Here is a 22,754-nt window from a genome sequence, read left to right on the forward strand (position 1 = left end):
GCGCTTGGCATTGCCTCTTCGTGCGTCTACGGTCCGCGCCGCAAGAGAGGAGCAGTGTCCCACCCATGAAACTATTGCGATTTGGAGCGGCCGGCGCGGAAAAGCCGAGCATGCTGGACCCTAACGGGACCATCCGTGACCTGTCAGGACATGTCGACGACATCTCCGGCGCCACGATCGGACCCGATGCATTGGCGCGGCTTGCCGCAATCGATCCCGAAAGCCTGCCAGTGGTGGACGCCGCCACCCGGCTCGGCCCCTGTGTCGGCAGTATCGGAAAATTTCTGTGCATCGGGCTGAACTATTCCGATCATGCCGCCGAATCCAATCTGCCGCTTCCTGAACATCCGATCCTGTTCATGAAAGCCAATTCGGCGATCGTCGGCCCGAATGACGATGTGGAGATCCCGCGCGGCTCGACCGCGACCGACTGGGAAGTCGAACTCGGTGTGGTCATCGGCAAGAAGGCTAAATATGTCAGCAAGGAAGACGCGCTGGACCATGTCGCCGGCTATTGCGTGATCAACGATGTCTCCGAACGCGACTTCCAGCTTCGGCTGACCGGCCAGTGGACGAAGGGCAAGTCCTGCGACACGTTCGGGCCGACCGGGCCATGGCTGGTCACTGCCGACGAAATCGCCGATCCGCAGGCGCTGGACCTGTGGCTCGACGTCAATGGCGAGCGACGGCAGACCGGAAACACGTCCAAAATGATCTTCACCGTGGCCGAGATCATCGAACACCTGTCGAACCTGATGACGCTGCATCCGGGCGACGTGATCTCCACCGGCACACCCCCCGGCGTTGGCATGGGCGTGAAGCCGGACCCGGTCTATCTGAAGCCCGGCGATGTGATGGAGCTCGGCATCGATGGCCTGGGGGCGCAGCGCCAGGCCGTCGTGCAGGGTTAGAACCCTTCCGGATCAGACCAATACGCGTCAGGCGCCGATCCGGTCGCGATTGGCGGCTGCGCAATAAACGCCGAGCACCCGCAAGTCCTCTGAGAAGAAGCCGAGTTCCTCAAAGGCCAGTTGCACGTTCGGGTCGTCGGGGTGACCTTCGATATCGGCATAGAACTGCGTGGCGAAGAACTTGCCGCCAAGCTGGTAACTCTCCAACTTGGTCATGTTGACGCCGTTGGTCGCGAAACCGCCCATCGCCTTGTAGAGGGCGGCCGGAATGTTGCGGACCCGGAAGATGAAAGTCGTCATCATTTTCTCGTCCGGATCGGTGCGCGGCGGCACCGCGGCCTTCTTGGACAGCACAACGAAACGGGTGACGTTGTTGGCGTGGTCCTCGACATCGTGCGCAAGTATTTCCAGCCCGTAGAGTTCGGCGGCGAGTTCCGGTGCGAGCGCAGCCATCGTGCGGTCGCCAGTCTGGGAGACGAGGCGCGCCGCGCCCGCAGTGTCGCCGGCAACCATCGCCTTCCAGCGATGCTTGCGGATGACATTGCGGCACTGGCCGAGTGCGTGAATATGGCTGTGAACGGAGTCGATCTCGTCGAAACCGGTGCCCGGCAGCACCATCAGCTGGAAGTGGATCGGCAGGAAATACTCGCCGACAATGTGCAAGCGCGATTCCGGCAGAAGGTGGTGAATGTCGGCGACGCGACCCGCGATCGTGTTCTCGATGGGGATCATCGCCAGCGCCGCCATGCCATTCTCCACGGCGTTGAACGCGTCCTCGAAGGTCGCACACGGCATCGGCTCCATGTCGGGAAACATGTCCCGGCAAGCGGTATCGGAATTGGCGCCGGGCTCGCCCTGAAACGCAATGAACTTGTCGGAACCTGTCATTTCTTCTTTTCTTTCAGTCAGCCGGCGACATTCACTTTCACGCAAGCAGCGCGCGCGCGATCCAGGTCCGGCTGCGTATCGACGCCCAGCGGCACGGTGTCAATGATGGCGGCGTGGATGGCCATGCCGTTTTCCAGTGCCCGAAGCTGCTCCAGCCGCTCGCGGGTTTCCAGTTCAGCCGGCGGCAGCGACACGAACCGCTCGAGCGCAGCGCGTCGATAGGCATAAAGCCCGATATGGTGATAAAGCGGACCGTCGCCCCACGGCGCCGTCGCCCGGGTGAAGTAGAGCGCGCGCAACAGACGCGGGCCGACCGGCGTGCCGACGATCTTCACCACGTTCGGATTGGTCTTTTCGGCTTCGTCGGTTATCTCGACCCCGAGCGTGGCGATATCGCAGACAGGCTCGGCGAGCGGCGCCAGCGCAGTGCGGATATCGGCGGGATCGATGGTCGGCAGGTCGCCCTGCACATTGACGACGATGTCGTGTGCAGCCTGCGGATCGAGCGAGACGATCGCCTCGTGGATGCGGTCGGAACCGGACGGATGGTCGGGGCGCGTCATCACTGCCATGAACCCGGCATCGCTGACCGTTTCGAAAATGCGCGCATCGTCGGTGGCAATCGCAACCGGTCCGCAGTCGGCCTCGCGCGCCCGTTCCGCGACATGGATGATCATCGGCTTGCCGGCGATATCGGCAAGCGGTTTGTCGGGCAGCCGGGTCGAGGCCATGCGGGCGGGAATCAGGACAATCGGACGCATTTCAAGCGAGGTGGGAGAGTGTCAAAAGGTCTCAAGGCTCCGACCTTATATGTGTTGCAAGCCGCGAGCAAAAGACCTAGGTTCCGCGCGACTTCGTGCGGGTCATGGGAAAGCGTGGCCTGCGTGAAACGGGATAGTGGACTGCGAGGGATTCGTAGAAGATGAACATGTATGCGGGCGCGTTTCTTGGCGCCGTGTTTTTCGTAATGACGGTCGGCATTCTGGGAGACGCGATCTTCTACAGCAAGACGCCCGAGCAGGCGGGTTTTGCGATCGCCGCGGTCGAAAGCGACGGCCATGGCGGCGGTGAAGCCGAACCGGCAGGCCCGGAATATGATCCGGTGACGCCCCTTATGGCCAGCGCCGATGCGGCTGCCGGCGAAGGCGACTTCAAGAAGTGCGCAGCCTGCCACACGGTCGATGAAGGCGGCGCAAACAAGGTCGGCCCGAACCTCTGGAATATCGTCAACCGTGCCGTCGGCTCGCATGACGGGTTCAAATACTCGTCGGCCATTACCGGCTTCGCCGAGGGCGGAACCGTGTGGGACTACGAGAACCTCAACGGCTTTCTGTGGAAGCCGAAGAAGTTCGTTTCCGGCACCTCGATGGGCTTTGCCGGCATCTCGAAGGTCGAGGACCGCGCCGACGTGATTGCCTATCTGCGTACGCTATCGTCGGATCCGGCACCGCTTCCCGACGCCAACGCGGCTCCCTCCACCGAGACTTCGGAAGAGACCGCGACCGAGGCTCCCGCAGAGACCGCCACCGAGTAAGCGCACACTTACCCGGCTGATAGCCGAACTTGATCGACAAAGCCGGGTTTTCGCCCGGCTTTGCTTTTTTCGCCTTTGTTTTCCCGCATTAGGCCCTAAGGTCCCATGAAAGACGATCTTGCAGGGAGGCTGAGGCGTGCGGATTGCATATCCGGTGTGGCTGATTGTGGCCGCAGTAACGATGTCGGCGGGAGCCGGCGCTGGGGAACGAGTGTGGCACAGCACCGCCTCGCTGATCGGCGAGAGCAGGTACGGCGACGACTTCAAGCACTACGATCATGTCAATCCGGATGCACCGAAAGGCGGAACTTTGAGTTCTGCCGCTTTCGGCACCTTCGATTCGTTCAATCCCTACATCGTCCGCGGTTCCGCCGCTGCCGGCTTCGCCAATCTGGGCGGCGGTCTGATCTATGACACGCTGATGGAGCAGGCGGTCGACGAGCCAAGCACCAGCCACGCGCTCGTCGCCGAAGCGTTCAGCTTTCCCGATGACTACTCCTCGGCGATCTACCGGTTGAATCCGAAGGCGCGATGGCACGACGGCAAGCCAGTTACCGTCGAGGACGTGATCTGGTCGTTTGAGACGCTGACCGAGCACAGCCAGCTATACAGCCGTTATTACGAGAATATCGTCGAGGCGGTGGCGTTGAACGACCGGGAGATCGAATTCCGCTTCGACCAGACCGGAAACCGCGAACTGCCGCACATCATCGGCGATCTTGTCGTATTGCCGAAACACTGGTGGGAAGGCACCGGGCCGGACGGCGAAAAACGCGACTTCTCGCAGCCGACGCTGGAGCCGCCGCTCGGCTCCGGTCCGTACCGAATCAAGAGCTTCGAGACCGGATCGGAGATCGTCTGGGAGCGTGTGCCCGACTATTGGGGCGCCGACGTGCCGGTGAAGATCGGCCGCGAGAACTTCGACATCCGCCGCTATGTTTACTTCCGCGACGGGGTCGCCGAATGGGAGGCCTTCAAGAAGGGCGGGCTTGAGGACATCCGCGTCGAGCGGCGCTCGCAATTCTGGGCCCAGGGCTATGATTTCCCGGCGTTCGAGGCAGGCATGGTGGTACGCGGGACATTCGAGCGCGACGCATCGGAGGCCATGCAGGGCTTTGCGATCAACACGCGGCGCGACCGGTTCAAGGACCGCCGCGTAAGACGGGCGCTGAACTTGCTGTTCGATTTCGAGACCGTCAACCGGACGCGCCTCTACGGGTTGCGCACCCGCACCGACAGTTACTTTGAAGGCGGAGAGCTGGCGTCCAGCGACCTGCCGGAAGGCAAGGAACTGGAAATCCTGGAAAAACACCGCGACAGCCTGCCGCCGGAACTGTTCACCGAGACCTTCAGTCTGCCCGACTATTCCGTGCCGGGCGCACAGCGCACCAACCAGCGGATGGCGTTCCGGCTGTTCAAGCAGGCCGGCTGGATCAGCCGTGATGGCAAGCTGGTCAACGAGAAGACCGGCGAGCAGTTCAAGGTCGAGTATCTCGGTTCGAGCCCGACCGACGAAATCATCGCAGGCCAGTTCGTCGAGGACATGCGCCGGCTGGGGATCGACGCGTCGATCCGGCTGGTTGATCGCGCGCAGGAGGTCAACCGGCTGCGCAGCTTCGACTTCGACATGACGACCGTGGTGCTGCTGCAATCGTTGTCGCCCGGCAACGAGCAGCGCGATTTCTGGAGTTCGTCTGCCGCGGACGAACCGGATTCGCGCAATTTCTCCGGCATCACCGATCCGGTTGTCGACGCGCTGGTCGACGAGGTGATCTTCGCCAAGGATCGCGAGACCCTGGTCGCCGCGACCCATGCGCTCGACCGCGTCTTGCTGTGGGGCTACTACTACATCCCGCAATGGCATACGCCGGAAGTGTGGCTGGCATGGTGGGACAAGTTCGGCATTCCCGATACCCAGCCTGCCTATGCCGGCGCGGACCTGGAATCCTGGTGGGTGATCCCCGAAAAGGAAGCGGCGCTGACCGCGGCAGGAGCCGGCGAGTGACAGGCATCTTCGGCAGCCGGCGGACCTTCCTGGCGCTGACAGGCGGGATCATCGCCAGCGCAGCCTTCCCGCGGCTGAGCCTTGCGCAAAACCCGCCCGGCGAGGCGCTGCACGGCCTGTCGGCCTTCGGCGACCTGAAGTATCCGCGCAACTTTGCCCATTTCGACTATGCGTCGCCGGACGCGCCGAAGGGCGGAACCTTCAATTTCCAGCCGCCCAATTGGTACTTCAACCAGAACCACCAGACCTTCAACACGCTGAACACCTTCGCGCGGCGCGGCGACGCGCCGCCGCGCATGGAAAACTGCTTCGACCGGCTGATGGTGGAAGCCTGGGACGAGCCGGACGCGATCTATGCGCATCTGGCCGAGAGCGTGACGATCTCCGATGACGGCAACACGTTTCGCTTCAGGTTGCGCCCGGAAGCGCGCTGGCATGACGGAACGCCAATCACGGCGCATGATGTGGCATTCACCTACAAGGCGCTGAAACAGGACGGGCATCCCGAATTTTCGCTGCCGCTTGCCGTCCTCAGCGAGGCAATCGCCGAAGACGACATGACGGCGAGACTTGTTTTCGACGGAAGGCAATCGGCGATGGCCATCCTGACCATCGCGAACTTTCCGATCATCTCCGCCGAATGGCATCGCGAACACGCATTTACCGACGCGAAACTCGACCGCCCGCTGACATCCGGCCCCTACACGATCGGCCGTTTCAGACCGGGCAGCTTCATCGAATATGAGCGCGTCGGCGATTACTGGGCCAAAGACCTTGGCACATCGCGCGGCCTCGACCATTTTCAGACCGTCCGCATCGAGTTTCACACCGAGCGCCAGTCCGGATTCGAGGCCTTCAAGAAGGGCGAAGTGACTTTCCGCCAGGAGTTTACCGCCAAGGTGTGGGCGACTGAATACAACTTCCCCGCTTACGAGGAGGGCAAGGTCGTCAAGCGGCTGTTTCCCGGCGAGTTGCGGCCCTCGATGCAGGCGACGGCCTTCAACACGCGCCGGCCGCAGTTCCGCGACCGGCGGGTGCGCGACGCGATCGCACTGTGCTTCGATTTCGCCTGGACGAACGACAAGCTGTTCCACGGTGCCTATGACAAGAGCCATTCGCTGTTTTCCGGCTCGCCCTACGAGACGGTCGGAAAGCCGGATGTGGCAGAGCGCGCACTGATCGACAGGCTGTCCGACCGGTTCGCATTTCCAGACGGCATCATGCACGAGGCCTATGAGGAACCGCCGAGCGATGGCTCCGGGCGCGACCGCAGCCGGCTTCGCAAGGCGATCGGACTGCTACGCGACGCCGGCTGGGCGAACCGCAATGGCGAGTTGAGGAATGCCGATGGGCAACGGCTGGACGTGGAGATGCTGGTGCGCGCAACCATCTTCATCCGGATATTCAATCCGTGGGTGGAGACCATGCGCAGCATCGGCATCAACGCTTCGCTGCGGCTTGTCGACCCGGCACAATACCGGGCGCGCGTCGGCGAATTCGACTTCGATCTCGCCGGCTATGCGCTGTCCTGGAACGCAACGCCGACACAATCCAGTCTCGACAATGTGTTCGGCAGCCTCGCCGCCGATACACCGAACTCGCGCAACTGGGCGGGCATCACCGACCCGCTGGTCGATGCGCTGATCGCGGAAGTGGGCGCTGCCGGATCGCGCCACGAACACCGCACCGCCATGCGGGTTCTCGACCGGGTCTTGCGCCAGAGGCGAGACTGGATTCCAAATTGGACGTCCGCGAATCACCGCGCCGCATTCTGGGACATTTTCGGTTTCAAGGAACCGAAGCCCGATTACCTGTGGCCGGTGGAGCGGCTATGGTGGGTGGACCCGGCAAAGGCGGAAGCGCTTGAAGAGACGTGATGCGATGACCCCGAACGACGAGAGGGCCGTCTGATGGGCGCCTATGTCGTTCGCCGCCTGTTGCTGATGATCCCGACGATCCTCGGGATCATGGCGATCTCGTTCGTGGTCATACAGTTCGCTCCCGGTGGGCCGGTTGAACAGGTCATCGCGCAGCTGACCGGCCAGGGCGACGCGACCGACCGGTTTTCTGGCGGCACCGGCGATCTCGGCGCACAGGAAGACTTTGCGACATCGATCGAAAGCGGTGGCGAGACCACCTCCAGATATCGCGGCGCGCAGGGACTCGATCCGGAATTCATCGCCGAACTGGAGCGGCAATTCGGCTTCGACAAGCCGCCGCTCGAGCGCTTCAAGCAGATGGTCTGGGACTATGCGCGCTTCGATTTCGGCGAGAGCTATTTCCGGCAGATCACGGTCACAGACCTGATCCTGGAGAAAATGCCGGTGTCGATATCGCTCGGCATCTGGATCACGTTGATCTCCTACGGCATTTCGATCCCGCTTGGCATCCGCAAGGCGATCCGCGACGGCTCGGCCTTCGACGTGTGGACCAGCGGTGTCATCATCGTCGCCTATGCGATCCCCGGCTTCCTGTTTGCGGTGATGCTGATCGTGCTGTTTGCCGGCGGCTCCTTCCTCGACTGGTTCCCGTTGCGCGATCTTTTGTCGGACGGGGTCAATGGCCGGGCATGCGCGCCGACGGACTGGGTCGGCTGGCAAAACAACTTCCCGATTTTCGGCAATCCCGACGCGCCGTTCCATTGGCTCAGTGACTGGCCGAACGGCTTTCCGATCACCGGCAATGCCGAGTTTGATGCCGGCGAGTGCGTGTTTACCGTCATTCCCGACTATTTCTGGCACCTCACCCTGCCGCTGACGGCGATGGTGCTTTCGGCCTTCGCCGTGTCGACGCTTTTGACCAAGAACTCGTTTCTCGACGAAATCCGCAAGCAATACGTGATCACGGCGCGCGCCAAGGGCCTGAACGAACGGCAGGTGCTCTATGGCCACGTCTTCCGCAACGCCATGCTGATCATCATTGCCGGCTTTCCGGGCGCCTTCATCTCGGCCTTCTTCACCGGGTCGCTTCTGATCGAGCAGATCTTCTCGCTCGACGGCCTCGGCCTGCTGGGCTTCACATCGGTGGTAAACCGCGACTATCCGGTGGTGTTCGCCACGCTCTACATCTTCTCGCTGATGGGCCTGTTGGTCAGCCTGTTGTCGGACCTGATGTACACCTGGATCGATCCGCGCATCGACTTCGAGCAGAGGGACGTCTGAGATGGACCAGGCGTCGCCAGTTTCGGAGAGGGCGCAGACCGCCAAGACGCGCCCTCGCCGGTCGTTCCTGTCGCCGCTCAACCAGCGGCGCTGGCAGAACTTCAAGGCCAACCGGCGCGGCTACTGGTCGCTCTGGATCTTCCTTGTGGTGTTCATCCTGTCGCTGTTTGCGGAGTTCATCGCCAATGACCGGCCGATCCTCGTCGCCTACAAGGACCGGTTCCTCTACCCGGTGTTCTTCGACTATGGCGAGAAGGTGCTGTTTCCCGACGACGAGCTGGCGCTGCCGTCGATCGACTACAAGCACCCCTTCATCGAGGAGGAGATCAGCGCCAATGGCTGGATGATCTGGCCGCCAATCCGCTACTCCTACCGGACAGTGAACAAGGAAGTGCCGACCGCCGCACCCTCCAGACCGGCCTTCTTGTTCGACAACCGCGAAGAGCTGTGCGTGCGTTATTTCGACGGCGTGGACGATGCCAACTGCGTTGTGGGCAATTTCAACTGGCTCGGCACCGACGACCAGGCGCGCGACGTGCTGGCGCGGATCATCTACGGGTTCCGAATATCGGTGCTGTTCGGGCTGATCCTGACGACCGCATCAGCGGTGGTCGGCGTCAGCATCGGCGCCATCCAGGGCTACTTCGGCGGCGCGACCGACCTGATCGGCCAGCGCTTCGTCGAAATCTGGTCTTCATTGCCGCAGCTCTACATTCTGCTGATCATGGCGGCGGTGCTGCCGCCCGGCTTCTGGGTGCTGCTCGGGATCATGCTGCTGTTTTCGTGGGTCGGCTTTGTCGGCGTCGTGCGCGCCGAGTTTTTGCGGGCGCGCAATTTCGAGTATGTAAACGCGGCACGCGCGCTCGGCGTACCGAACCGGACGATCATGTTCCGGCACCTGCTGCCGAACGCCATGGTGGCGACACTGACTTTCCTGCCGTTCATCCTGAACGGTTCGATCACGACGCTGACCTCACTCGACTTTCTCGGCTTCGGCCTGCCGCCAGGCTCGGCATCGCTCGGCGAACTGATCCTGCAGGGCAAGAGCAACTTGCAGGCGCCCTGGCTCGGCTTTTCCGGCTTCTTCGTGATCGCGATCATGCTGTCGCTGCTGATCTTCATCGGCGAGGCGACGCGCGACGCCTTCGATCCCAGAAAGACGTTCCAATGAGCGCGCCGCTGATTTCGATCCGCGACTTGTCGGTCGCGTTTACCCAAGGCGGCGAAACGACGCTCGCCGTCGACCGCATCTCGTTTGACATCGGCGACGGCGAGACGGTGGCGCTGGTCGGCGAATCCGGGTCGGGCAAATCGGTGTCGGCGTTGTCGGTCCTGAAGCTCTTGCAGTATCCGGCCGCCAGCCACCCCTCCGGCGAGATCATGTTTGGCGGCAAGGATCTGCTGAAGGCCGACGAACGCAACCTGCGCGCGGTGCGCGGCGACGATATCGCGATGATCTTCCAGGAGCCGATGACGTCGCTGAACCCACTGCACACGGTCGAAAAACAGATCGGCGAGATCCTGCGGCTGCACGGCGCGACCGGCGACCGGCAGATCAGGGACCGCATCCTGGAACTGCTCGACCAGGTCGGCATCCGTGACGCGGCGAAGCGGCTCTCGGCCTATCCGCACCAGCTTTCAGGCGGCCAGCGCCAGCGCGTGATGATCGCCATGGCGCTCGCCAACCGGCCGAAGCTTTTGATCGCCGACGAACCGACAACGGCGCTCGATGTCACCGTGCAAGCGCAGATCCTGCAACTGCTCGACGAATTGAAGCGCGAACACGGCATGTCGATGCTGTTCATCACGCATGATCTCGGCATCGTGCGGAAAATCGCCGACCGTGTCTGCGTGATGACAGGCGGTAGAATCGTCGAGACCGGCCCTACGGCGGATATCTTCGCCAATCCGCAACACGCCTATACGCGCCATCTGCTCGACGCCGAGCCGAAGGGCCAGCCGACGCCGCACAACGACAATGCGCCGGTGGTCATGCAGGGCGAGGATGTAAAGGTGTGGTTTCCGATCCGGCGCGGCCTGATGCGGCGCACCGTCGATCATGTCAAGGCGGTCGACGGCATCGATGTCGCGGTGCGGCGCGGCCAGACGCTCGGCATTGTCGGCGAATCCGGCTCCGGAAAGACGACGCTCGGCCTGGCGCTGACGCGGCTGATCAGTTCGGAGGGGAAAATCGGTTTCGACGGCAAGTCCATCGACACCTTCTCGTTCAACGACATGCGGCCGCTCAGGCGCGAGATCCAGATCGTCTTCCAGGACCCCTACGGATCGCTCAGCCCGCGCATGTCGGTTGCCGAGATCGTCGGCGAGGGACTGGCCATCCACGAGACGCAATTGTCCCGCGACGACCGCGACCTGCGCGTGGTCGAGGCGTTGAAGGATGTCGGGCTCGATCCCGATACCCGCTTCCGCTATCCGCACGAATTCTCCGGCGGCCAGCGCCAGCGCATCGCGATCGCCCGGGCCATGGCGCTCAGGCCGAAATTCGTCATGCTCGACGAGCCGACCTCGGCGCTCGACATGAGCGTACAGGCGCAGATCGTCGACCTCTTGCGCGATTTGCAGCGCAAATACGATCTCGCCTACCTGTTCATCAGTCACGATCTGAAGGTGGTGCGCGCGCTTGCCAATGAGGTGATGGTGATGCGCGCCGGCACGGTCGTCGAACAAGGCTCCGCCGAGCAGATCTTCGACGCGCCGCGCACCGATTATACAAAGGCCCTGATGGCGGCCGCATTCGACATCGCGGTCGCGCCGCACGGAGTGGTCAACGAATGAGCAAGGGCAAGATCCTGTTGGCCGTCACCGGGTTCGATCCGGCGGTCTGGCGCAAGGCGCTCGAGATGGCGGCACCCGACCGCACGGTCGTCGAGGAACCGGACGGCGCGGAAGACGGAAGCATCGACTACGCGGTCGTGTGGAAACAGCAAAAAGGCATTCTCGACCGGCTGCCCAACCTGAAAGCGGTCTTCTCCATCGGGGCCGGCGTCGACCACATCTTTGCCGGCGGCGATGCACCCCGCGTGCCGGTGGTACGCGTCGTCGCCGAGGATCTGACCGGACGGATGAGCGAATATGTCGCCTGGCAGGTGCTCGATCATCACCGCAAGGGCCCGCTCTACCGCAGCCAGCAGGCGCGCAAGATCTGGCACGAAGACCGCTTCCAGCCCGCCGCCGAGGATGTGACCGTCGGCATTCTCGGCCTTGGCCAGCTTGGCACCGACGCGGCGCGCAAGCTGAGCGCGCTTGGCTTCCGGCTGGCCGGCTGGAGTCGCAGTCCCAAGACCGTCGACGGCGTGGACACCTATGCGGGCGATGCCGGGCTTGGCGCGTTCCTCGCTGCCTGCGATATCGTCGTCTGCCTGCTGCCGCTGACAACGGATACGCGCGGCATTCTCGCCGCACCGCTGTTCGACCGCATGAAACGTGAGGGACCGCTTGGCGCGCCGGTACTGATCAATGCCGGGCGGGGCGGCTTGCAGAACGAGACCGACATCCTCGCCGCGCTTGACGACGGACGGTTGGGCGCCGTGTCGCTCGACGTGTTCGAGACCGAACCGTTGCCCGCGGATAATCCGCTCTGGGCGCACCCGAAGGTGATGATCACACCGCATGCGGCGGCGACGTCGGTTCCCGAGGCACTGGTGCCGCCGATGATCGCGCAGATGGATGCGCATGATCGGGGCGAGCCGCTGCGCGATCTGGTCGATCCGGAGGCGGGATATTGAAGGTCGTATCCGGCAAGGTCTTCATCGCGTGCAGCCTTGACGGCTTCATCGCGCGCGAAAACGGCGACATCGACTGGCTGCACCGTTATCCCGACACCGGCGACGATCACGGCTATGCGCGGTTCATGGCAACCGTCGACGGGCTGGTCATGGGAAGCGGCACCTTCAAGACAGTGCTCGGGTTTGGCGAATGGCCCTACGAGAAACCGGCCGTCGTGCTGTCATCCACGCTGACGGCGCAATCGATCCCGGACGCGCTAGCCGGCAAAGTGCGTATCTCCGACAAGGCGCCGCGGGCAATCATGCAGGAGCTGGCCGACGAGGGCTGGCGCGCCGCCTATATCGATGGCGGCCGGCTGATCCAGTCTTTCCTCGCCGAGGGACTGATCGACGAGATGACGATCACGCAGATACCGGTGCTGTTGGGCTCCGGCCGGCGATTGTTCGGCGAACACCACGGCGACATTCATCTCAAGCTGGAAAGCGCCGAGTACTTTGCATCCGGTTTCGTGCAGTCGCGCTACGCGGTCGAACGCTGAACCGATGCAGCCCTATGGCCGGCGCACCGAAGTCGGACTGCCGTAGGCCGGGGCGATGCGGGCGATTGCCGCATCCAGCGGCTCGCGCGCCACGGTCATGGTGTTGCCATTGGCGTGCAAGAGATTTTCGCTGTCGGTCATGACGCCGACATGCCCCTTCCAGAACACAAGATCGCCACGGCGCAGGGCCGGCATACCGCCACGCATGGGCAACCCGTCGCCAATGCTCTCCTCCTGCATGTAGGTATCGCGCAGGACGTTACGGCCAGCCGCGTACATTGCAAGCTGAACCAAACCCGAGCAATCGACGCCAAACGCCGAGGTCCCGGCCCATAAATAGGGCGTGTGGAGGAATTGTTCGGCGACCGCGACCCAGTCGGCAGCATCTTCACCAAGCGGCGCAAGATGGCTTGCAAAGACTGCCGAGCCGTCGGCAAGCAGAAGGTAGCCCTTCTTGCGGTGAGGCGATTTGCCGGTCACGGTGACACATGATCCGATCGACAGCGCGCTGAGCGGCGGGCGCTTCAGGTCGGGCCCTGGATAAACAAAGGTCGAGAACGCGGTAACGCGATGCGTCGGCGCGGCGCCAGCCGGCAAAAGGCTGTCTTCGACGACATAGCCGACATAGCCATCGCGTCCGCCCTGCACCCAGGCCCAGCCGCCTGAACGCTCGAAGACGGCAACTGTATCGCCAAACAGGAACTGCGTATCCATACCGGACACGCCGAACGGCTCGCGATGGATATTGGCCACAGGAACCCCGATCACCGCCGGTTCACCACTTACGAAGCGCGTTGCCTCGACCTTGCCGATCAGTTCCCGGTCGGCGAGATCGGCGCGCCATGCATTCAGACGCGGGTCGAGCGATGTGTTCACAATGGCAGCTCCCTCGCCCGGTCGATCACGACATCGGCAAAACGTTCGACATAGAGCGCGCCGTCGACGGTCCGCGAAATGACGACATTGCGCCTGTCGTTCGGATCGCGGTGGCGGCTGACGAGTTTGTTGGCGCCCATCGTATCGAGCGCCCGCGTGATGACGGGTTTGGTCACGCCAAGCCGGGTCGCAAGCCCGCGCACGGTGTGCGGCGGCGGCTCCAGATAGATTGTCAGCAGGATCGCGGTCTGGCGCAGCGACAGGTCCGGAGAGGCGCTGCGCACCTCCGACAGTGCGACCTGGTGCCAGAGCGCCAAGGCCTGGCTTGGGCGCAGGCGGATCGACATGGTTCGGCCACCCGGTATTGTTTCGGACCCGTCACAATACGTGAATTTCCGGCTTTCGATCAACACATGGTCATTCCATCACGCCGTAACGCAACTTCAAGGCGGCGACCAGCGCCCGGATCGCCTGGGCTTCGCCGCCGATAGGCGCATGCGGTTTGGCCGTCAAGCTCCAGGCGAACAGATCGAAATGTGCCCAGTTCTTCGCCTTGGTCACGAAGCGATTGAGGAACAGCGCGGCGGTCACCGCACCGGCCATTCCGTCGGTCGTGATATTACACAGATCGGCGACCTGCGATGACAGGCCCTTGGCATAGGGCGACCATAGCGGCATGCGCCAAACCGGATCGTGTTCCAGCAGAGAGGCGGCGGCGAGCGCGTCGGCAAAGGCGTCGTCGTTACTGAAGAAGGCCGGCACGTCCGGGCCGAGCGCCACGCGCGCCGCGCCCGTCAGCGTCGCCATGTCGATGATCATGTCGGGCTTTTCCTCGTCGGCGAGCGTCAGCGCGTCCGCGAGGATGAGCCGACCTTCGGCATCAGTGTTGCCGATTTCCACCGTCAGCCCCTTGCGGCTCGGATAGATATCGCCAGGGCGAAACGCATTGCCGGCAATGGCGTTCTCAACCGCCGGGATGAGGACCCGCAACCGGACATTCAGGCGTGCTTCAACGACCAGCCTGGCGAGCGCCAGAATGTTGGCCGCGCCGCCCATGTCCTTTTTCATGTTGCGCATGGCGCCTGACGGCTTGATATCGAGGCCGCCGGTGTCGAACGCCACGCCCTTGCCGACCAGCGTCAGCCGTGGCGCGCCGCGCTTGCCCCAACGCATGTCGATCAGACGCGGCGCAATTGCCGATGCCTTGCCGACGGCATGGATCAGCGGGAACTCCTTTTGCAGGGTTTCCGCACCCTTGATGACCTTGATCGACAGTTTGCAGTCCTTGGCCACCTGCCGGGCTGCGGCTTCGATCTCGTCCGGGCCGAGATCGTTTGCCGGCGTGTTCACCAGATCCCGCGCCAGCCAGACGGCCTGCGAGACCGACCCGATTTCCCCGGCATCGAGCGACGGATCTAGCGCCAGGATCGGGCGCTCGCGGGTCTGCTGGCGATAACGGTCGAAGCGATATGCGCCCATCGCGAAGCCAATGCTGGCTAGGCGGCTGTCGACAGCGTCAGTGTTGTCGAAACGCCAAGCGCCAGCCGGCAGGCTCGTGGCGAGCCCGCCGGCGACCAGCGGATCGTCTCCGTCGCCAAGGCCGAGCACCGCGCCGCGCACGCCGCCGCCGGCATCCGGAACCAGCAGCACATCGCCCGCGCCGGCGCGAAAATCGCTGGCGGCGATCCACGCGCGAAGCGATGCGTCGAAACCGCTGTCGTCGCCAACATCGCCAGCGCGCAGAAACCAGACCGGACGCGCGGTCTTGCGAGTGCGGGCATCCAGCGTGAAAACCTGAGAGAACATGGTCAATCCAATGCGTAGAAAGCGGGCCGATCAGCACCCCATTAACGATCCGTTAGGGTTAACAGAATATTTCATTCTGCAAAGCCAATCTCGCTAGCAGGTTGCGGCCCATCACAGACCGCCCTGCTCCGGTACACCGCCACGGGGGGCGCTGCATGGTTTCTATTGCGCATATGGCAGAATTCCGACGCCAGGCCGGGACGCGGCGGCGGACGACCAAGCATCTCCTGGCCGTGCTGCTCGCTGCCAGCACGATCGCAGGCTGCGCCGACCGCTCGCTGACGACGGGGTCGATCAACCGCGGTCCGCAGAAGCCCGTCGAACAGATGACAGCGGTGGAACTCGAACAGGCTATCGGTTCCTATTCGCGGATCTACGAGCGCAACCCCAAGGACAAGTCGGTCGCAATGGCCTTCGCCTCGATCCTGCGCATGAACGGCCGCAACGAACAGGCGCTCGCCGTGATGCGCAAGGCGGCCATCGACCATCCCAAGGATCGCGACATTCTCGCCGCCTACGGCAAGGCATTGGCCAGCGCCGGCCAGTTCACAGCGGCACTTGACGCCATCCAGCGCGCGCAGGACCCGACAGATCCCGACTGGCGGCTGCTTTCGGCGGAAGGCGCAATCTACGATCAGACGAACCGTTCGAATCTGGCCCGCGAACGCTACCGCAAGGCGCTGCAGCTGCGCCCGAGCGAACCCACGATCCTGTCGAACCTGGGCATGAGCCATATGCTGGAGGGCAATCTGCAGCAGGCCGAAACGCATCTGCGTCAGGCGATCAATCATCCGGCCGCCGATAGCCGCGTGCGCCAGAACCTGGCGCTGGTGGTCGGGTTGCAGGGCCGCTTCGACGAGGCGGAAAGCATCGCACGGCGCGAATTGTCGCCGCAGCAGGTCGAAGCCAATGTCGCCTATCTGCGCAACATGCTAGCGCAGCAGAATTCCTGGAACCTGATCCGCCAGGAAGACCAGAAGAAAGCCGCGCAATAATCCATTTCCGCGAGGCGTCTTGCCTCGCGCCGATTTCAGTGCTGTCCTTACGGAACAATCCGGAGAAGGCAGCAGCATGATCGATCCCGCCACCCTGATCACCTATATCGCCATCGTGGCCGGTTTCGTCATCGTGCCCGGCCCGGCCACGCTGCTGACGGTCGCGCGCGCGACCACGTCCGGCACCAGGGCCGGCATCGCGACGGGAGCCGGGATCGCCGCCGGCGACATCCTGCATACGGTCATGGCAATCATCGGGATTTCGGCGATCATCGCGGCGTCGGCGATGCTGTTTTCGATCGTCAAATATGCCGGCGCGGCCTATCTTATCTATCTCGGCATCCGGGCGCTGACGACACGGACGTCATCCTTGCCCGAGGCCGATCCGGTGCGGGTAACGCCGGCGACCGCATTCCGACAGGCAATTCTCGCCGAAGTCCTCAATCCGAAGACGGCGCTGTTCTTTCTCGCCTTCCTGCCGCAATTCGTCGATCCGGGAAACGGCTTCGTGACGCTGCAGCTGGTGGTTTTCGGCCTGCTGTTCGTGCTGATCGGCTTTGCCAGCACGGCGATGTTCGCCATCGGCGCGGGATCGCTCAGCCGGTTCCTGAGGCGTAATCCGGTGGTGACGAGGTTACAGGGCAAGATCGTCGGAACGATCTATTGCGGGCTCGGTGTGCGATTGGCACTGCAGGAGCGGTAACGCGGCCTAGAAAATCCCGCCGCTCTGGGAGACCTGGATACCTGCCGGACCAAGGATGACACCGAACAGGACCGGCAGGAAGAAAAGGATCATCGGCACCGTCAGCTTAGGCGGCAGGGCGGCGGCTTTCTTTTCTGCCTCGTTCAGGCGCTGATCGCGGCTTTCATTCGCCAGCACCCGTAGCGCCTGGCCAACCGGCGTACCGTAGCGCTCGGACTGGATCAGCGCCTGCGCGACCGACTTGACGCTTTCTAGACTGGTGCGATGGGCAAGGTTCTCGTAGGCCTGCCGGCGCTCCTGCAAATAGGACAGTTCGGCGCCGACCAGCACCAATTCCTCGGCGAGCGGGATCGACTGCGAGCCGATTTCTTCCGACACCTTGCGGAACGCCGCTTCGATCGACATTCCGGACTCGACGCAGATCAGCATCAAGTCGAGCGCATCGGGCCAGGCTTTCTTGATCGATGTCTTTCGCTTGGACGCCTTGTTGGTGACGTAGATGTTCGGTGAGTAGAAGCCGAGATAGGCGAAACCGACACAGACCAGAACGCGAATCCCGGTCGGCTGTTCGGCAAAGCTGCCGAGGCCGAACACATATGCCAACGCGACCACGAAGAACAAGAATGGCAGCACGAGACGCAGGAAAAGGAAGGTGTTGAGCGGCTGCTGACCCCGGAAACCTGCGGCGCGCAGATTGTCGACGGTCGCCTGGTCGGCGAGAGCACGCTTCAGATCAAGGCGCTCGACAATGTCGCCCATTCCGCCGCTTTTGGCTTCCATGCGCAACGAACCGCGGTTCTGCTGTTTTTCAGCGGCAAGCCGGGCACGCTCGCGGGCGCGGATCTCGTCGCGTTCGGTGGCCACTGTCTTCATCCGCGCCTTCAACTCGTTGCCGCCAAGCATCGGAGTCAAAATGGTGAAAAGCGTTGCGAAGACACTGATGGACACAAGCACAGCAATGACAAGCTGCGGCGAAGTCAGGAGTTCGACGATATCTGCGGACATGATGCGTCAAACCTCGAAATTGATCATCTGGCGCATGACGAACACGCCGATCGACATCCACACCGCCGAAACGCCAATGATGAGATTGCCGGTGTTGGTCGTAAACAGCAGCGTGATGTAGTTCGGGCTCGTCAGGTAGACGAGGATGGTGACGATGAACGGCAGCGCGGCGATAATCGCCGCCGAGGCCTTGGCCTCCATCGACATCGCCGAAACTTTCGCCTTCATTTTCTTGCGGTCGCGCAACACCCGCGACAGATTCCCCAGCGCCTCGGCGAGGTTGCCGCCGGCCGACGCCTGTATCTGAATAACAATGGCGAAAAAGTTAGCCTCCGGCAGCGGCATCGACTGATACATGCGCGCGCAAGCTTCCGGCGTCGAAAGGCCCAGCTGCTGCGTCTCGATGATCCGACGGAATTCGGACTTGACCGGCTCGCGGGCTTCGGCGGCGATCAGGCGGAGGCCGTCATTGAGCGGCAATCCCGACTTGATGGCACGAACGACGACATCAATCGCATTCGGGAACTCTTCCAGAAACGCCTTCATGCGGCGCTTACGCATCAGGCCGACAATCCAGCGCGGCAGGCCCAGGCCGCCGGCAAACAGAACGCCGATCAGATACAGCGGCGGCACACCCAGAAAGTAGGCGAGGATCGTGCAGACGACAGCACATACGGCCGAGTAGACGTAGAAGGTTCGCGCGTCGATCTTGAGCCCGGCTTGCAACAAAAGCTTCTTCAGCGGCGGATTGGTGGTCCCGGCGGCCCGCTTCTTGTTGTGCTCCTCAAGATCGGTGAGCGATTGCTGAATCTGCTTCTTGCGTTTGCCGGCCTCGGCGGCGCGGTCATGCATCGCCCGGCGCGAAACGCTGTCGGTGGACTGCGCCTTGATGGTTGAAAAGCGCTTGGCTTTCTTCTGTTCGTTTTCGATATCGTTGAGGAAAAAGGCGTAAAGCACGCCACCGACGCCGAGCCCGGCGAGCGCGATGAAGGCGAGTACAACTGCCGGAATACCGAACACCGTCATGTCGTGCCACCCTGTCCAGCGGTCTGCATGCGCTCTGTCACGATGTGACGACCTCCATCGCGTCGAGTGCCGTGGCCAGCCGCTGCTCCTCATTGAAGTAACGCGCACGATCCCACATGGCCGGCCGGCCAACGCCGGTCGAGCGGTGCGTACCGAGAATCCGGCCGCTGGTGTCCTCGCCCTGCAGATCGTAGACCATCAGGTCCTGCGTGATGATAACGTCACCCTCCATGCCGATCACCTCGGTGATGTGGGTGATGCGCCGCGAGCCGTCGCGCAGGCGTGCAGCCTGCACGATCACGTCGACCGAACCGACGATAATCTCGCGAACGGTCTTCTGCGGTAGCGCGAAGCCACCCATCGCGATCATCGACTCCATGCGGCTCAGACACTCGCGCGGCGTGTTGGCGTGGATCGTTCCCATCGATCCGTCGTGGCCGGTGTTCATGGCCTGCAAGAGGTCGAAGACCTCGGGTCCACGCACCTCGCCGACGATGATGCGTTCCGGACGCATGCGCAGACAGTTGCGGACAAGATCGCGCATGGTGATCTCGCCTTCGCCTTCCAGGTTGGGCGGGCGCGTTTCCAGACGCACGACATGCGGCTGCTGAAGCTGCAGTTCGGCGGAGTCTTCGCAGGTGATTATTCGCTCGGTTTCATCGATGTAGCGGGTCAGACAGTTGAGCAGCGTGGTCTTACCGGAGCCGGTACCTCCGGAGATGACCACATTGCAGCGCACGCGGCCGATGATCTGAAGAAGCGTCGCACCTTCTGGCGAAACCGATCCGAAATTGACGAGCTGGTCTAGGGTCAGCTTGTCTTTCTTGAACTTACGAATAGTCAGGGCGGTGCCGTCGATTGCGAGCGGCGGCGCGATGACGTTGACGCGCGACCCGTCCGGCAGGCGCGCGTCGCAGATCGGGCTGGATTCGTCGACGCGCCGGCCGACCTGGCTGACGATACGCTGGCAGATGTTGAGCAACTGCTGATTGTCACGGAAGCGGATGTCGGCTTCCTGCACCTTGCCGTTGACCTCGATATAGGCGTTTTCGGCGCCATTGATCATGATGTCGGCGATATCGTCGCGCGCCAGAAGCGGCTCGAGCGGACCGTAACCGAGAACATCGTTGCAGATGTCGTCGAGCAGTTCTTCCTGCTCGGCGATCGACATGGCGAAATTCTTGATTGCAATGATGTCATTGACGATATCGCGAATTTCCTCGCGCGCACTGTCGGAATCCAGCTTGGCGAGCTGCGACAGGTCGATGGTCTCGATCAGAGCCGAGAACACCTGCATCTTGGTGTCGTAGTAGTCGTCGTTACGGGCCGATTTGGCGCGCGGTTTCTCCGCTTCCGCTTCGACAGGACGCGAACCGGAGGGGCGTGCCGGCGCTGACGGCAGCGGTGCCGTCTGCCCGGCCGGTGCAGCCGGTTTCGGCGGCGTAGCCGCGGCGCCTGTGTCGGCGGTGGCCGGCGCCGGACGCGGCTCGCCCTGACCCGACGTTTCCCTGGCGGGTCCGCCCAATCCGCTTCCGCTTCCCTTTTTTCCGAACATGGCCTTGTTCCGCTACTGGCCCCGCTGGGGCGTCACTTTTTTTTCAGCTTCGACAGGATGCCCTGGAGACCCGATTTCGGCTTCTCGCGCACAACGCCCCGGCCGGTGACCACGTGGGCGATGTTGGAGAGGCTCGCCACAACCGGGCTGCCAGCATCGGTTTCGGCCAGCATCCGCCCATTGTTGGCGGCGGTGCCGAAAAGCTGCGCATCGAACGGGATAACCGCCAGCGGCTCGACCCCGAGCGGCTCGGCGAAATCATCCGGCGTGATCTCCGGCCGTTTCGGCGTGCCGACCTGGTTGAGGACGAGCCGCGGTTCGGAATCGTTGGGGCGCAACTTCTTGAGCGTGTCGATCAGGTTCTTTGCGTTGCGCAGGTTGGCCAGTTCCGGCGCGGCCACGATGACCACCTCGTCGGCGCGCTCCAGCGTCATCCGCGTCCAACCGTTCCAGCTGTGGGGTACGTCAAGGACAACGCACGGAGCGGTGCGCTGCGCGACATCGATTAGCTGGGTAAAGGCCTCTGTATCGAAGTCGTAGACCTTGTCGAGCATCGACGGCGCCGCAAGAAGCGACAGGTGCTCGGCACAGGTGGCAAGCAGGCGATCCAGATAAACCTCGTCGATGCGGTCCGAGGAGAAGACCGCTTCGGCGATACCCTGCGCCGGATCCTGGTCGAAGTTGATGTTCGCGGTCCCGAATGGCAGATCCATGTCGGCGATCACCACTTCGCTTTGAAACAGCGTGGAGATCGACCAGGACACGTTGTGCGCGATGGTCGAGGCACCGACGCCGCCCTTGGCGCCGACAAAGGCGATCGACTTGCCGAGCGGCTCTGCTTCCGGATCGACGAACAGCGTGCCGACGACGTTCATCAGGTCAGCGATCGAGACCGGCGCGACCATGTACTCGGAAATGCCGTTGCGGATGAGTTCGCGGTAGAGCGCGACGTCGTTCTGGTGACCGACGATCACGACCTTGGTGCTCGGATCGCAAACCTCGGCGAGATTGTTGAGATCCCGGAACAATTCCTCGAGACTCGCGGTCGTTTCCACGACAATCAGATTCGGCGTCGGCGCGCCCTGGTAGAATTCGACGGCCGCCGGAATGCCGCCCATGTAGACCCGTGTCTGAGCCTTCGCCATCCGCCGATCATCGGCCATCCGGCTGATCGGGGCGGCAACGCCCTCGGTTTCGCAGAACGCCTGGATCGAAATGCGCGGCACCGGCCGCACCTCGCTCAGCGCGGCGACGTCGGCCGGGCTTTCGTCGGGTTCGATGTGCAGTTCTTCGCTGAATGCTGCGTCTGACATAACCGTCTTTCCCGCTTAGTACCGGACTTCGGAGGCTGCGCCTCGCGGACCCGACTGGTAATCCTCGATGACAGCGGCGCGCTGCGTGGCGTCGATCTGGCTCAGACGGCGCGGCCCCAAGAGGTCGACCGGATTGGCAACAACCGCCGCCAGGTTTGACTGAGTCGAACAACCGTAATCGTGGTAGTTCTTGTTCTCGACGGTCTCGCCGAGATCCTCCGGCCAGTTGCCGCAGGGCGCGACCGAAGCGGCGACCGCCTGGTAGGACAGCCGGATCGGCGCCGCCGAACCGTGATCCTTGGCGTCATAATACTGCGTGGCGATGCGGCTTGCCGGAACGCCGCCATCGGCAAGCGCCTGCATGATCTGCGGCTTGAGGTAGCTAACGGCAGGCCCATTCGCCGAACCGGAAGGCATGGTCAGGAAGAGGACCCCGCTGCCGGTTTCGGTGAAGGCCGCCGCGAACGCCCGGATATTGCTGCGCAACGGAATATTGATCTTGCGCTGTCCCGAAGCGATCGGAATATCCAGGGTTTTCTCACGCTCCGACAACACGATCGGATGGTTTGTGCGGTAGTCCTGCGGAACACTGCCAACCTGGATCGGATCCCGGCCGAGCGAACCGCAACCGGCGACCGAAGCAAGGAGCCCCAGCACTGCCGCGGTTTTGAAGAACGCTTTCATACCCATG

21 protein-coding genes are annotated in these 22,754 nt (G+C 62.9%); 11 read left to right on the top strand and 10 right to left on the bottom strand.

The genetic code is table 11. From position 1 onward, the window contains the following. Positions 1-65: 65 nt before the first annotated feature. Positions 66-911 (top strand): fumarylacetoacetate hydrolase family protein, encoded by an 846-nt coding sequence (locus tag ACO06R_RS00335; RefSeq protein ID WP_421854510.1) that lies wholly within the window; start codon positions 66-68, stop codon positions 909-911. Between the two features lie 27 nt (positions 912-938). Here ACO06R_RS00335 and ACO06R_RS00340 read toward each other — a convergent pair whose 3' ends face one another. Together ACO06R_RS00340 and ACO06R_RS00345 are read right to left on the bottom strand one after the other, a co-directional pair. After that, on the bottom strand, positions 939-1,799 hold the full coding sequence (locus tag ACO06R_RS00340; RefSeq protein ID WP_421854512.1) for a prephenate dehydratase: 861 nt from the start codon (positions 1,797-1,799) through the stop codon (positions 939-941). A gap of 17 nt (positions 1,800-1,816) precedes the next feature. Further along, positions 1,817-2,560, bottom strand: coding sequence for a 3-deoxy-manno-octulosonate cytidylyltransferase (locus ACO06R_RS00345; RefSeq protein WP_421854515.1), 744 nt, complete (start codon positions 2,558-2,560; stop codon positions 1,817-1,819). A 161-nt stretch (positions 2,561-2,721) separates the two neighbouring features. Between ACO06R_RS00345 and ACO06R_RS00350 the strand changes: the two genes are divergently transcribed. The 8 genes from ACO06R_RS00350 (at position 2,722) to ACO06R_RS00385 (ending at position 12,784) form a co-directional block, all read left to right on the top strand. After that, positions 2,722-3,333 (top strand): c-type cytochrome, encoded by a 612-nt coding sequence (locus ACO06R_RS00350; RefSeq protein ID WP_421854518.1) that lies wholly within the window; start codon positions 2,722-2,724, stop codon positions 3,331-3,333. 181 nt (positions 3,334-3,514) lie between these two features. Then, a complete protein-coding gene (locus tag ACO06R_RS00355) occupies positions 3,515-5,338 on the top strand; it encodes an extracellular solute-binding protein (RefSeq protein WP_421859134.1) in 1,824 nt (607 codons plus the stop codon). Then, positions 5,335-7,215 (top strand): extracellular solute-binding protein, encoded by a 1,881-nt coding sequence (locus ACO06R_RS00360; protein ID WP_421854521.1) that lies wholly within the window; start codon positions 5,335-5,337, stop codon positions 7,213-7,215. The genes ACO06R_RS00355 and ACO06R_RS00360 overlap by 4 nt, the downstream gene beginning before the upstream one ends. A 33-nt stretch (positions 7,216-7,248) precedes the next feature. Next, the gene (locus ACO06R_RS00365; RefSeq protein ID WP_421854524.1) at positions 7,249-8,499 is read left to right on the top strand and encodes a microcin C ABC transporter permease YejB; all 1,251 of its coding nucleotides are present in this window, start codon (positions 7,249-7,251) and stop codon (positions 8,497-8,499) included. Between the two features lies 1 nt (position 8,500). After that, positions 8,501-9,670 carry an ABC transporter permease gene (locus tag ACO06R_RS00370; protein ID WP_421854527.1) on the top strand — a complete coding sequence of 390 codons (1,170 nt, stop codon included), beginning with the start codon at positions 8,501-8,503 and terminating at the stop codon, positions 9,668-9,670. Further along, the gene (locus ACO06R_RS00375; protein WP_421854530.1) at positions 9,667-11,295 is read left to right on the top strand and encodes an ABC transporter ATP-binding protein; all 1,629 of its coding nucleotides are present in this window, start codon (positions 9,667-9,669) and stop codon (positions 11,293-11,295) included. The genes ACO06R_RS00370 and ACO06R_RS00375 overlap by 4 nt, the downstream gene beginning before the upstream one ends. Continuing rightward, the gene (locus tag ACO06R_RS00380; protein WP_421854533.1) at positions 11,292-12,245 is read left to right on the top strand and encodes a 2-hydroxyacid dehydrogenase; all 954 of its coding nucleotides are present in this window, start codon (positions 11,292-11,294) and stop codon (positions 12,243-12,245) included. The genes ACO06R_RS00375 and ACO06R_RS00380 overlap by 4 nt, the downstream gene beginning before the upstream one ends. Next, positions 12,242-12,784, top strand: coding sequence for a dihydrofolate reductase family protein (locus tag ACO06R_RS00385; RefSeq protein WP_421854536.1), 543 nt, complete (start codon positions 12,242-12,244; stop codon positions 12,782-12,784). Before ACO06R_RS00380 ends, ACO06R_RS00385 begins: the two co-directional genes overlap by 4 nt. Before the next feature lie 12 nt (positions 12,785-12,796). Here ACO06R_RS00385 and ACO06R_RS00390 read toward each other — a convergent pair whose 3' ends face one another. From ACO06R_RS00390 to ACO06R_RS00400, 3 genes are all read right to left on the bottom strand, one after another. Further along, on the bottom strand, positions 12,797-13,660 hold the full coding sequence (locus ACO06R_RS00390) for an NlpC/P60 family protein (protein WP_421854539.1): 864 nt from the start codon (positions 13,658-13,660) through the stop codon (positions 12,797-12,799). Beyond that, on the bottom strand, positions 13,657-14,007 hold the full coding sequence (locus ACO06R_RS00395) for a MarR family winged helix-turn-helix transcriptional regulator (RefSeq protein ID WP_421854543.1): 351 nt from the start codon (positions 14,005-14,007) through the stop codon (positions 13,657-13,659). Before ACO06R_RS00395 ends, ACO06R_RS00390 begins: the two co-directional genes overlap by 4 nt. Positions 14,008-14,077: 70 nt before the next feature. After that, entirely contained in the window at positions 14,078-15,466 is a 1,389-nt protein-coding gene (locus ACO06R_RS00400; RefSeq protein WP_421854546.1) for a leucyl aminopeptidase family protein, read from the bottom strand. Between the two features lie 173 nt (positions 15,467-15,639). On the opposite strand from ACO06R_RS00400, the gene ACO06R_RS00405 reads away from it, so the two are divergent. Both ACO06R_RS00405 and ACO06R_RS00410 read left to right on the top strand, forming a co-directional pair. After that, a complete protein-coding gene (locus ACO06R_RS00405) occupies positions 15,640-16,461 on the top strand; it encodes a tetratricopeptide repeat protein (protein ID WP_421854549.1) in 822 nt (273 codons plus the stop codon). A gap of 76 nt (positions 16,462-16,537) precedes the next feature. Further along, the gene (locus ACO06R_RS00410; RefSeq protein ID WP_421854552.1) at positions 16,538-17,164 is read left to right on the top strand and encodes a LysE family translocator; all 627 of its coding nucleotides are present in this window, start codon (positions 16,538-16,540) and stop codon (positions 17,162-17,164) included. 6 nt (positions 17,165-17,170) lie between these two features. On the opposite strand, the gene ACO06R_RS00415 is transcribed toward ACO06R_RS00410, so the two are convergent. From ACO06R_RS00415 to ACO06R_RS00435, 5 genes are read right to left on the bottom strand one after another with little or no spacing between them, the layout of a single operon-like run. Beyond that, positions 17,171-18,169 (bottom strand): type II secretion system F family protein, encoded by a 999-nt coding sequence (locus tag ACO06R_RS00415; RefSeq protein ID WP_421854555.1) that lies wholly within the window; start codon positions 18,167-18,169, stop codon positions 17,171-17,173. Positions 18,170-18,175: 6 nt separating this feature from the next. Continuing rightward, on the bottom strand, positions 18,176-19,189 hold the full coding sequence (locus ACO06R_RS00420) for a type II secretion system F family protein (RefSeq protein ID WP_421859136.1): 1,014 nt from the start codon (positions 19,187-19,189) through the stop codon (positions 18,176-18,178). A 43-nt stretch (positions 19,190-19,232) separates the two neighbouring features. Continuing rightward, entirely contained in the window at positions 19,233-20,750 is a 1,518-nt protein-coding gene (locus tag ACO06R_RS00425; RefSeq protein WP_421854558.1) for a CpaF family protein, read from the bottom strand. A 32-nt stretch (positions 20,751-20,782) separates the two neighbouring features. After that, positions 20,783-22,063 carry an AAA family ATPase gene (locus ACO06R_RS00430; RefSeq protein WP_421854561.1) on the bottom strand — a complete coding sequence of 427 codons (1,281 nt, stop codon included), beginning with the start codon at positions 22,061-22,063 and terminating at the stop codon, positions 20,783-20,785. Between the two features lie 15 nt (positions 22,064-22,078). Continuing rightward, on the bottom strand, positions 22,079-22,753 hold the full coding sequence (locus tag ACO06R_RS00435) for a CpaD family pilus assembly protein (protein ID WP_421854564.1): 675 nt from the start codon (positions 22,751-22,753) through the stop codon (positions 22,079-22,081). Position 22,754 lies beyond the last annotated feature (1 nt).

Origin of the sequence: Oricola sp. (assembly GCF_965230365.1) — a bacterium.
Taxonomy (GTDB): domain Bacteria; phylum Pseudomonadota; class Alphaproteobacteria; order Rhizobiales; family Rhizobiaceae; genus Oricola.